13 protein-coding genes are annotated in these 11,322 nt (G+C 57.4%); 8 read left to right on the forward strand and 5 right to left on the reverse strand.

Going from position 1 to position 11,322, the window contains the following annotated elements:
- Both RUA4292_RS14900 and RUA4292_RS14905 read left to right on the forward strand, forming a co-directional pair.
- Positions 1-235: IS30 family transposase (locus RUA4292_RS14900; RefSeq protein WP_145974967.1), on the forward strand; the 235-nt coding region annotated here is incomplete at its 5' end.
- 280 nt (positions 236-515) lie between these two features.
- Complete coding sequence (locus tag RUA4292_RS14905) at positions 516-1,490, forward strand: ornithine cyclodeaminase family protein (RefSeq protein ID WP_082637135.1); 975 nt, start codon at positions 516-518, stop codon at positions 1,488-1,490.
- 63 nt (positions 1,491-1,553) lie between these two features.
- Here RUA4292_RS14905 and RUA4292_RS14910 read toward each other — a convergent pair whose 3' ends face one another.
- Complete coding sequence (locus RUA4292_RS14910; protein ID WP_058278319.1) at positions 1,554-2,153, reverse strand: superoxide dismutase; 600 nt, start codon at positions 2,151-2,153, stop codon at positions 1,554-1,556.
- A 101-nt stretch (positions 2,154-2,254) separates the two neighbouring features.
- On the opposite strand from RUA4292_RS14910, the gene RUA4292_RS14915 reads away from it, so the two are divergent.
- Entirely contained in the window at positions 2,255-3,016 is a 762-nt protein-coding gene (locus RUA4292_RS14915) for an FkbM family methyltransferase (RefSeq protein ID WP_058278327.1), read from the forward strand.
- A gap of 100 nt (positions 3,017-3,116) precedes the next feature.
- On the forward strand, positions 3,117-3,515 hold the full coding sequence (locus tag RUA4292_RS14920) for a hypothetical protein (protein ID WP_058278320.1): 399 nt from the start codon (positions 3,117-3,119) through the stop codon (positions 3,513-3,515).
- A gap of 42 nt (positions 3,516-3,557) precedes the next feature.
- On the opposite strand, the gene RUA4292_RS14925 is transcribed toward RUA4292_RS14920, so the two are convergent.
- The 4 genes from RUA4292_RS14925 to RUA4292_RS14940 all read right to left on the reverse strand — a co-directional run bounded on the left by RUA4292_RS14925 (position 3,558) and on the right by RUA4292_RS14940 (position 8,825).
- The gene (locus tag RUA4292_RS14925) at positions 3,558-4,124 is read right to left on the reverse strand and encodes a sarcosine oxidase subunit gamma (protein ID WP_058278321.1); all 567 of its coding nucleotides are present in this window, start codon (positions 4,122-4,124) and stop codon (positions 3,558-3,560) included.
- Positions 4,117-7,131 (reverse strand): sarcosine oxidase subunit alpha family protein, encoded by a 3,015-nt coding sequence (locus RUA4292_RS14930; RefSeq protein WP_058278322.1) that lies wholly within the window; start codon positions 7,129-7,131, stop codon positions 4,117-4,119. The genes RUA4292_RS14925 and RUA4292_RS14930 overlap by 8 nt, the downstream gene beginning before the upstream one ends.
- A gap of 43 nt (positions 7,132-7,174) precedes the next feature.
- Positions 7,175-7,504, reverse strand: coding sequence for a sarcosine oxidase subunit delta (locus tag RUA4292_RS14935; protein ID WP_058278328.1), 330 nt, complete (start codon positions 7,502-7,504; stop codon positions 7,175-7,177).
- 76 nt (positions 7,505-7,580) lie between these two features.
- The gene (locus RUA4292_RS14940; protein WP_058278329.1) at positions 7,581-8,825 is read right to left on the reverse strand and encodes a sarcosine oxidase subunit beta family protein; all 1,245 of its coding nucleotides are present in this window, start codon (positions 8,823-8,825) and stop codon (positions 7,581-7,583) included.
- 196 nt (positions 8,826-9,021) lie between these two features.
- Between RUA4292_RS14940 and ccmI the strand changes: the two genes are divergently transcribed.
- The 4 genes from ccmI to RUA4292_RS14960 form a co-directional block, all read left to right on the forward strand.
- On the forward strand, positions 9,022-10,248 hold the full coding sequence (gene ccmI, locus RUA4292_RS14945; RefSeq protein ID WP_058278323.1) for a c-type cytochrome biogenesis protein CcmI: 1,227 nt from the start codon (positions 9,022-9,024) through the stop codon (positions 10,246-10,248).
- Positions 10,245-10,709 carry a Holliday junction resolvase RuvX gene (gene ruvX / locus RUA4292_RS14950; RefSeq protein WP_058278324.1) on the forward strand — a complete coding sequence of 155 codons (465 nt, stop codon included), beginning with the start codon at positions 10,245-10,247 and terminating at the stop codon, positions 10,707-10,709. Before ccmI ends, ruvX begins: the two co-directional genes overlap by 4 nt.
- A gap of 18 nt (positions 10,710-10,727) precedes the next feature.
- A complete protein-coding gene (locus RUA4292_RS14955) occupies positions 10,728-10,961 on the forward strand; it encodes a DUF1289 domain-containing protein (protein WP_058278325.1) in 234 nt (77 codons plus the stop codon).
- A gap of 105 nt (positions 10,962-11,066) precedes the next feature.
- Positions 11,067-11,322 (forward strand): transposase (locus RUA4292_RS14960; RefSeq protein WP_058278326.1); only part of this gene is annotated, 256 nt, incomplete at its 3' end.

Consider the following 11,322-nt stretch of genomic DNA (forward strand, 5'->3'; position numbering starts at 1 on the left):
GGCCACCGATCTCGACATCTACTTTTGCGACCCGCACAGCCCGTGGCAACGCGGCACCAACGAGAATACCAACCGTCTCCTGCGCCAGTACTTCCCAAAGGGCACCGACCTCTCAGTGCACAGCCAGGAACATCTCGACGCAGTTGCTCGTGAACTCAACGAGCGGCCAAGAAAAACGTTGCATTACTTCTCACCAGCAGAGACGTTCCATGAATGTGTTGCGGCGATCGGTTGAAACGGCAGGACTTTTCGATCATTCAGTTCGAACAACATTTCCAAGATAGCGGAGCAGTATTTCTTTGGCGCGCATTGAAGCGAAGGATTTGTTACTTCAGTTTTATTGATCTTGGGAACACTAACCGACAAGAATAGAGTGCCCAAGATATCGTGCGTAGTCAGAATACCAGATTGCAAAGCCGAGAGATGACAATGTGACTTCCGAAAGCAAATTGGTTTATCTTTCTGACAAGGACCTGGAAGCATTAGGCATCCAACCTTCCTAATTTACCGCAGCCATTGAAGCTGCCCTGATCGCGAAGGCAACCGGAAAGCTTCATACGTCTCCCAAGACGGCCATCCTGCCTGGGGATGGACGGTATTCAATTTCAACTTTGGCAGTGGGAGATGATGGGTTCATCGTGACGAAACAAGTTACTGTGTGCCCTGAAAATTCGGCAAGAGGGCTCCCCGCTATTAACGGCGCAATCATGGTTATGGACGCGCAAACCGGGCTTCTCAGAGCTGTATTGGGGGCGAACTGGATAACCGCAATCAGAACAGCAGCACTATCAATGGTGGTGGCGCGAAGACTTGCAGACCCTAGTGCCGAGACGATGGCTTTTGTGGGCGCGGGCGTGCAAGCTCACTCCCAATTAGTTGCATTTTCAGAGCTATTTCCTTTGAAAAGAATTCGCGTGTTCGGGCGTGGCAAAGCGAATGTCGACAAGCTCTGCAGCTATGCTCACGATATGGGCCTCGTAGCTGAAATAGCCACAAATGCGAAGGACGCTTTGCGCTATGCCGATCTGGTTGTGACATCTATAACATTGGACTACTCTGTTGAACCCTTCTTAGATGCCCGATGGCTTAAGCCGACTGCGTTCGCAGCGATTACAGATGCCTGCATTCCGTGGTTTCCAGACAGCATGTCCGCTTTCAAAGCTGTTATTGTTGATGGCCGAACACAAGAAATTGAAAGTGACAAGCCGATGCTGCCATACCAGCAGATAGCCGGCGATTTAACGGAACTTGTCTCAGGGGAAGTCGCTGGCCGTTCACACGAAACACCGGCAGCCTTCGCTTTCAGAGGTATTTCATTGGGAGATTACGCAACAGCGGTCCTCGCGCTTCGACGGGCTGCTGACATACGAAGGTTGTTAAGATCGGGAAATAGACTCTGCTGCGGAAAATTCGTTGACCGCTTTGGGCTCACTGCTGCCATTCGACACCGATTGCAAAACGCCGCATCACCTTCAGAAACACCCATCTAAACAAAAAAAACCTGCCGACGTCACCGCCAGCAGGCCCTTGTTAAACCCTTATCGGGTCAACAATCACATCCGCGATGCAACGTTCTCCCAGTTCACCAGATTGTTGAGGAAGTTCGACAGGTAAGCCGGACGCTTGTTGCGGAAATCGATGTAGTAGCTGTGCTCCCACACGTCGCAACCCAGCAGAGCGGTTTGACGGAAACACAGCGGGTTCACGCCGTTCTCGGTCTTGGTCACAGCCAGCGAGCCGTCTGCGTTTTTGACCAGCCACGCCCAGCCCGAACCGAACTGACCGGCACCAGCCGCGCTGAACTGCGACTTGAACTCGTCAACCGAGCCAAAGCTCTCGGTCAGGGCTTTTTCCAGGTCACCGGGCATTGCGTTGCCGCCGGGGCCCATCATTTCCCAAAACTGGTTGTGGTTCCACAGTTGGCTGATGTTGTTGAAGATGCCGTTTTGCGCGACGGCATTTGCGTCGTAGGTGCCAACGATGATCTCTTCCAGCGACTTGCCGTCCCACTCGGTGCCGGCGATCAGCTTGTTGCCGTTGTCGACATAGGCCTTGTGGTGCAGGTCGTGGTGATATTCCAGTGTTTCCGCGGACATACCCTTGGCTGCCAGCGCGTCATGTGCATAAGGAAGATCAGGAAGTTCAAAAGCCATATCGGCCCCCTGTTAAAAATGTAAGTTGCGGTTCCCAAGGTTAAATGCTTTGGCAGCCGCCGCAGGTCAAGAGCCGAGACAAGAAAACCCGGAGGCAGGCGATGCTTACACAGGCGCGCAAGATGTTTTACCGCGCCCGCGGATACTATGCGGGCCAGCTGAATGGCGAGCCGTTTCGTCTGGACCCTTATCATTCGAAATTTTGGCGCAAGGCGTCTGATGGCAAGTGGGAGCCTGAAACTTTCGCGGTACTCGACAAGTATCTGTCGGCAGATCGGGATTATCTGGACATCGGCGCGTGGATTGGCCCCACGGTCCTGTACGGTGCCCGCAAGGCGCGACATGTCTGGTGTTTCGAACCGGACCCGACGGCATTTCGGCATCTGGCCTGGAACCTCGACCTGAACGACATCCAAAACGTTTCGGCCTTTGGCGTGGCGTTGTCGGATCAGTTCGGAGTGGCTCGCATGGCGTCGGTGCGCGGCGAGCCGGGCGATTCCACCAGCTCACTTTTGCACGACGGAACACATGGCAATGACGCCTTGACGATCGCATGGAACCAATTCGAGGCCGCGAATGACCTTTCGGGCGTTTCTCTGGTCAAGATGGATATTGAGGGGGCTGAGTTTTTAGTGCTGCCAACGATCCTGCCCTGGTTGAAACGGACGCGACCTACTCTGTACCTCTCACTCCACTCACCGCTTTTACCCGAAGAGGACAGACATCAGCCGACCTCAGACCTGCTGAGCAGTCTCTCCTTTTATTCTGAAATTACTGACGAAACCGGACGCCCGCTGGATGTTCAGAAAGCGCTCAGCCCAACGGAAATGACACGGTACCGTACGGTTTTGTTTACTGGCTAGAATGCGGCCATTAACCCTGTCGAATTAGGTGATTCCACACTTGCAACCCAAGCGTGAGCTTGTTGAGTGAACCCACGGAATAGTTTGAAGGAAAACAAAAATGAAAGCTTCGCTTACGGCGATTGCTGCGATGACCGTTTCCGCGCAATCAGTTTTAGCTGGTACCGTCGAATACAAATGCGAAATCACGAAGCCGGACGGCCATGGCTGGATCGCTCCCGAGTATAATTTTCAAGTAGATACTGACACGCGTGAGGCCAAAGTTGTCAGCTGTCATCACGATTGGACCAGCGCCCAACTCAAAGTGAAAAAAAGTGGCGAATATCGCATGTTTTGGAACGTCACCCTCCGGTCAAGCGAAGGGCAAAATCTGCGCATGAAATATCAGGCAAATCTTAATTCAGCAAAAAACACTGTCAAAGTTCGCGCCAGTTTTGCGCATACAAGCGCTGCCAACAAACCATATGGATCCGGAGTTTGCAGCGTATTCACCGGGTAAAGAAAGCCCCGGCATAGCCGGGGCTTTTCAGTTAAATTCGGTTCAGTACACCCCAACTTCGCTGCCCGGCTGCGCCGCAGCTTTAAGCAGCTTGAACACGTAGTCTGCGGCCGACCGGAAGCAGACTACGCGAAAAGTTTCAGCGTCATCCATCCAGAAAGCCCCTGCCACCTGAGCCAAGCGCGAGCGGCGGATCTGACCAGGTTGAAATGCCTCAACCGACAGCTCGACTGGGGCAAGTTTGCCCAACACCTCGCGCGCATTGCTGCCCGAGATACTGAACACGGCGCGGGCGTCCGAGACGTTGACGGCCAACGCGTGTGTACCGCTTAGCGCGTTGGTCAAGGCCGCCAGTTTGGCCTCAACCTCGGCGTAAGGAACAAGCACCAGTAATTCATCGGTGGACATCCAGCAGACGCCGGACTCACCGTCGACCAAGGCTTCGCGCTGACCGGGCATCTTCTGACCCGTTGCGTCCTTGACGGCCTTGGCCAACACCTTGTCGGACAGATCGCCGCGCAAGGTAATCATACCCTGCAGGCCACATTCCCGGACCTTGGCGATGCCATCATACCTTGCGTGGTTCAGTGCGCTGATGGGTTCAGACATTCTGCTTCTCCCCGTCCTTATCGAAGAAGATCGGGTCCACGATCTTGGCTTTGTAGGTTTTGCCATCGGTGCCCGGGAACTCAACGATCTCGCCCATGCGGTCGGGACCGTGCTTGATCAGACCCATTGCGATGCCCTTGCCCAGATTGGCCGAGTAATAGGTCGAGGTCACCCGTCCGATCATATTGCGCTGCCCGTTGGCGTTGACGCCCTCCCCGACTGCGTAAGCTCCGTCAGGGATGACCGAACCATCCACAGTCTCAAGACCAACCAGTTTCCAGCGGTCCGGATCGGCCATGTGGCTGCGCGAATGGGCACGTTTTCCGAGGTAGTCCTCTTTCTTTTTCGAAAGCGCCCAGTTCAGCCCCAGATCCTGCGGGATCACGGTGCCGTCGGTCTCGTCCCCGATCATGATAAAGCCCTTCTCGGCCCGCAGGATATGCAGACATTCCGTGCCGTAAGGCATCACGCCGAATTCTTTGCCCGCCTCCATCAGGGCATCCCAAAACGCCTGACCCTGCGATGCGGGAACCGCGATCTCATAAGACAACTCGCCAGAGAACGAGATGCGGTAAGCGCGGCAGTCAAACTCACCGACCTTGCCATCACGCCATTCCATGAAGGGCAGCGCTTCTTTCGAAACATCCATACCGCCCAATTTCTCCAACACCTTACGGGCGTTGGGGCCAACAACCGCGACCTGAGCGTATTGCTCGGTCACGTTGGCGACGTAGACTTTCCAGTCCCACCACTCGGTCTGCAGCCATTCCTCCATATGGGCATGGATGCGCTCCGCTCCGCCGGTGGTTGTGTGGCACAGCCAGGTATCCTCGTCGATCCGTGCTACAACGCCGTCGTCGATCAGGAACCCGTTTTCCGAACACATCAGGCCATAGCGGCATTTGCCGATCTTCAGTGTGGACATCATGTTGGTGTACATCATGTCCAGGAATTTGCCGGCGTCCGGGCCTTTGACGATCAGTTTACCCAGTGTCGACGCGTCCAGCAAACCAAGGTTTTCGCGGGTATTCTTTACCTCGCGGTTTACTGCGTCGTGCACAGATTCACCAGGACGTACATAAGCGTAGGTCCGGCGCCAGTGGCCGACCGGCTCCCAATCCGCGCCGTTCTTGTCGTGCCAGTCATGCATCGGCGTTTGACGGATCGGTTGGAACACGTCGCCCCGCGCTTCGCCGCCAATCGCACCCATCGAAATGGGCGTGTATGGCGGGCGGAACGTGGTGGTTCCTACCTTCGGAATTTCTGATTCCAGTGCATCAGCAAGAATCGCCAGTCCGTTGATATTGCTCAACTTACCCTGATCTGTCGCCATACCCAGTGTGGTGTACCGCTTAGTATGCTCGACGCTTTCATAGCCCTCGCGCGCGGCCAGTTGCACGTCTGAGACTTTGACGTCGTTCTGGAAGTCCAGCCAGGATTTCATGCGTAGCTGCACTTCGGCGTTGGCGGGCATCAGCCAGACCGCTTGCATAGCGGCCTCTTGCGTGGCCTCACCAGCCGGAGCCTTGGTGTTCTTTGGCTTGAAGCCAGCTGCCTTGGCGGCGGCTTTGCCCGCAGCGTGCGCGTCAGTCAGAACATCACCCAGCGCCAATGGACCATTTGAGGCACCCGCAGCCACAACAAATCCCTCGCCGTTCGCGCCCAGTGGTGGCCGTGCCGGATCGGGGCGGAAATGCGCGTGCGCCTCGTCCCAAATCAACTTGCCACCGCAATGCGACCACATGTGAACAACCGGGGACCAGCCGCCAGACATGGCAACCGCATCGCACTCAACTTCTTCGCGAGCGCCACCGATGCCTTCCTGATTGCAGATCTCGACCTTTTTGACGCGCTTGCCGCCTTTGACTTTGGCAATGGCCTTGCCGGGGTCGACCCGGATTCCAAGCTGTCGCGCCTCTTCGGCCAGCGGTCCGGCTGCAGCGCGCGCATCAATAACACGCAGAACATCGACACCTGCCTGCTTGAGGATGATCGCTGTGCGATATGCGTCGTCATTGTTGGTCGCAACGATCACACGTTCGCCCGGGGTTACGCCCCAATTCACCACATAGTCGCGCATGGCCGCGGCCAGCATGACGCCCGGCACATCATTGCCCGCAAATGACAGCGGACGTTCGATTGCACCTGTCGCAGTGACGACCTGCTTGGCCCGGATACGCCACAGGCGATGGCGTGGACCTTGTGTGCCCGGTTTATGGTCGTTCAGGCGCTCATACCCCAGCACATAGCCATGGTCATAGACGCCCGCGCCCATGCAGCGGTTGCGCATGATAACGTTGCCCATTGTTTCCAGTTTGGAAACCATTTGTTCCACGAACTTATCCACAGGCTCATCATTGATGGTCCCGCCATCGACCGGAGCACGCCCACCCCAATGCGCAGTTTGCTCGATCAGCAGAACCTTGGCACCGGTCTCGGCCGCAGCCATGGCCGCCTGCAACCCGGCGACACCGCCACCGATCACCAGAACGTCGGTGAAGGCGTAGAAGTGCTCATAAGTATCTGCGTCGCGGTTGTCCTTGTCGGGTGCTTTACCCAGACCGGCCGACCGCCGGATGATCGGCTCGTAGACGTGTTTCCAGAATGGCTTGGGGTGGATGAACGTCTTGTAGTAGAAGCCCGCTGGCAGGAACCGCGCCAGCGCTGTGTTCACGGCACCGATGTCGAATTCCAGGTTCGGCCAGTGGTTCTGTGAAATTGAGGTCAGGCCATTGAACAGCTCGGTCGTTGTGGCGCGCTGGTTCGGCTCGAACCGGTTGCCCTGCCCCAGGCCAACCAAAGCGTTCGGCTCTTCCGCACCGCTGGCGACAACACCGCGGGGGCGGTGGTACTTGAATGACCGGCCCATCATCATTTGATCATTGGCCAGCAGGGCCGAGGCAAGCGTATCCCCCTCGTACCCCTGCATCGAGGTGCCGTTGAAGGTGAAGGTGACCTGTTTCGACCGGTCAATCAGCCGGCCTTGTTTTGCGAGACGGGTGCTCATGTTGCGGACCTTTCGCAGGCGGAATTAGGGATGGCAGCGCGGATCATTCGTACTCTCTCCACGTCCAGCCAGGGCGCTTTGCAGTGATCGCGTCCTTGAGTTCTTTCGGCGGCTCGGTGGTCTGGGCGGAATAGGTTCCGAACACTTCGAGCGTTTGTGTGCAGCGAGCGGCGTGGAACCACTTGCCGCAGCCGTTGCTGTGGCGCCAGCGTTCGAAATGAACGCCTTTGGGGTTTTCACGCATGAACAGGTAGTCGTGGAATTCGTCCTCAGACGAGCCGGGACCGAAGCGTTTCAGGTGCGCCTCACCTCCGGCGGACAGTTCAGATTCTTCGGCGTCGACGCCGCAATACGGGCAGTTCAGGATCAGCATATGGTCATCCTTTTGGCGGTCGGCTGGCAATGTGGCCAACCAGAATTCTATTAAGTGGCACCTTCGGGCAAGGGTGTTAGTGCGCCACCCCGGCGGCGACGCTTTCGTCGATGAAGCGGCCCTCTTTGAAGCGATCCAGCGTAAAGGCTTCGGTCAGCGGTGAGTGACCCGTGGCCATCAGTTGCGCCATGCCCCATCCCGATCCAGGGATCGACTTGAAGCCACCCGTGCCCCAGCCACAGTTGATAAAGCAGCCACCCAGTGGCGTTTTCGACAGGATCGGAGACCGGTCACCGGTCATGTCCACAATCCCGCCCCACTGGCGCAACATCTTCAGGCGCGAGATCATCGGGAAGGTTTCGACCAGTGCGCGAACGGTTTCCTCGATATGATGGAAGCTGCCGCGCTGGGTGTAGTTGTTGAAGGCATCAGTGCCGCCGCCGATCACCATCTCGCCCTTGTCGGACTGAGACATATAGCCATGCACGGTGTTGGCCATCACCACCACGTCCATACAGGGTTTGATCGGCTCGGACACCAACGCCTGCAGGGCAATGGCTTCAAGCGGCAAACGGAAGCCCGCCATCTCGGCCAGCTGACCGGAATGGCCCGCAACCACCATACCCAGCTTGTCACAGTCAATCGAACCCTTGGTAGTATCGACGCCAACAACGCGGCCATTCTCAGACCTGACGCCTTTGACCTCGCATTGCTGGATGATGTCCATGCCCATTGCGGAACAGGCGCGCGCATATCCCCAAGCCACGGCGTCGTGACGAGCGGTGCCCCCGCGTTCCTGCCACAATGCGCCCAGAACCGGATAGCGCGGACCGTCGATATTGATGATCGGCACCAGCTCTTTGACGCGCTCGGGGGTGATCCATTCGGTCTGAACACCTTGCAATGCGTTGGCATGCGCCGTGCGCTGATATCCGCGAATTTCGTGATGGGTTTGGGCCAGCATCATAACGCCACGGGGGCTGAACATGATGTTATAGTTCAGTTCCTGGCTCAGATCCTCGTACAGGCTGCGCGCTTTTTCGTAGATCGCTGCCGAAGGGTCCTGCAGATAGTTTGAGCGGATGATAGTCGTGTTCCGACCGGTGTTACCACCGCCCAGCCAGCCTTTTTCGATCACGGCGACATTCTGGATGCCGTAGTTCTTACCCAGATAATAGGCCGTGGCCAGACCATGACCGCCCGCACCGACGATGATCACGTCGTATTTCTTCTTGGGTTCGGGCGAACGCCAGGCGCGTTCCCATCCGGTGTGATAGCGCAGCGCTTCGCGCGCTACAGCAAAGGCTGAATAGTGTTTCATAGGCGAATCCATCCGGTTCGGTGATTGCGCGAAGATATGCCGCGTAACGCCAGCGCGCCCCTGCCGTTCAACGCCGTAATATCGCACTATTGCGACATAGGCCCCATTATTGCGACACGAAGTCGGCCAGCGGCCATTTGTCCCTTTTGTCGGCCCGCCGAGAGGTCTAAGTCAGGGCAGCCACTTCGGAGAAGCCATGTCGTTCTGGGTCCTGATCATCCTAACAGCTGCCGTGACTGCAGTGTTCCTAGGCTATTCTATCCTGCGCTCGCGTGACACACGCGAACCCGCAGCGGCCTATGACCTGCGTGTTTATCGCGAACAATTGGCGGGCGTGGACAAGGATCTGGCCCGAGGTGTCATCGGGGAAGCAGATGCCGAGCGTGTACGCACCGAGATTTCACGCCGTATTCTGGCCGCAGACGCACAGATACAGGCACAGTCGACTCGACCGGGACCGCCACTTTGGGCTTCGGTCACCGCTATCGCAGCCGTGGGTCTTATCCTGGTCGGCGGTGCGGCCTGGATGTACGACCGGATGGGAGCGGCGGGGCTACCGGACCAACCCCTGTCGCTGCGTATTGCGCAGGCGGAAACCTTGCGCGCGGAACGCCCCAGCCAGGCTGAATTCGAGGCCACTACAACACCTGCGCCCTTGCCTCAGCTGGAAGAGAGTTATGCAACGCTTTTGGAGCAGTTGCGTGAAACCGTCGAAGCGCGTCCCGATGACCTGCAAGGCCATGTACTTTTGGCGCAACACGAAGCGAACGCAGGCAACTTTCCGGCCGCTTACAAGGCCCAGCAGCGCGTGATCGAATTGTCTGGCGACGCTGTCCCTGCAGACGCTTATTCGCATCTGGCCGAAATGATGATCTTGTCGGCGGGTGGATATGTATCCCCCGAAGCCGAAGCTGCATTGCGCGAAGCGTTAAAACGCGATCCGCGACATGGCCCGGCACTGTATTACCTTGGCCAGATGATGGTGCAGGTCGGGCGCCCCGACATCGGGTATCGCATCTGGACCGACGCCTTGCGCAACGCACCGGCCGGCGCGCCATGGGTCGACGCAATTCTGGCCCAACTGGATGAGCTGGCCTTTCGCGCAGGGGTGTTCAACGCGCCCGAGGTTTCGGCTCCCGCAGGACCCGGCCCAAGCCAGGATGACGTCGAGGCCGCCGCGGCGCTGACCCCGGAAGAACGACAAGAGATGATCCGAGGCATGGTTAATCAGCTCTCCGACCGGTTGGCCACCGAAGGAGGCGCGCCCGAGGATTGGGCCCGTCTGATCGCTGCACTGGGCGTTCTGGGCGAAGGACAGCGCGCCATCGACATCAGGAACGAAGCCATGGCGGTCTTTGCCGGAAACGCCGACGCGCTGGAGACCATCGACGCTGCCGCACTTCAGGCAGGTATCGCGCAATGATATATGACGAATTCGAAGACTTCGCCGCCGCATTGTCCCCTATGACCGCCCTGATGGGGTTAGATCTGGGCGAAAAGACCATCGGCGTGGCCGTGTCCGACCGGATGCGCGGCGTGGCCAGCCCGCTTGAGACCGTGCGGCGCAAGAAATTCACCCTGGATTCGGCCCGATTGCTGGACATCATCGCAGACCGCGAGATTGGTGGTGTCGTACTCGGCCTGCCCAAAAACATGGACGGCACCGAAGGCCCCCGGTGCCAATCGACCCGCGCTTTTGCCCGAAATCTGTCACGTCTGACCGAGGTTTCAATCAGCTTCTGGGACGAACGGCTAAGCACAGTCGCGGCGGAAAAGGCACTTCTTGAGGCGGATACGTCACGAAAACGTCGCGGACAGGTTATCGATCACGTTGCGGCAGGCTATATTCTACAAGGAGCGCTGGATAGGCTGCGCTTTCTTTAAGGGCAACGGGGTATACCGATGACAAACATGGTCTGGAAAAGGAACGAGGTTGAGAGCCCTTGCATCCAGATATGCGTCGTGCACCCGACCGAGCGCATCTGTACCGGTTGTTATCGCACCATTGATGAGATCACGCGCTGGTCGAAAATGGACAGCGTTGAGCGTGCCGAAATCATGGAAGATCTGCCTGCGCGCAAACCCCGCCTTGCCAAACGTCGCGGTGGGCGGGCTGGGCGTATGAACAAATCCTGATATCCATTTCTGGCTTTTTGGCTGAATTCGCGCCGCTGCGGGTTGGTCTTGAGCCTCCCCATTTGAATGGGCCCACCGTTAAGATTAGGAAACGGAGGACCAAGAATGGCAAACAAGCGACCGAAGCCGGAAGAAATTGTCTCGAAGTTGCGGCAGGTTGAAGTTCTGATGGGGCAAGGGATGCCGCGTCTGGATGCGATCAGACAGATCGGCGTTGTGGAGCAAACCTATTACCGCTGGCGCAAGCAATATGGCGGAATGGGTGTAGACCAATTGAAGGAACTTAGGCGGCTTCAGAAGGAAAATGAGCGGCTCAGGCGTGCGGTATCAGACCTGACGCTCGACAANCTTATCCTGACGG

This window comes from Ruegeria atlantica (genome assembly GCF_001458195.1).
GTDB classification, from domain to species: Bacteria; Pseudomonadota; Alphaproteobacteria; order Rhodobacterales; family Rhodobacteraceae; genus Ruegeria; species Ruegeria atlantica.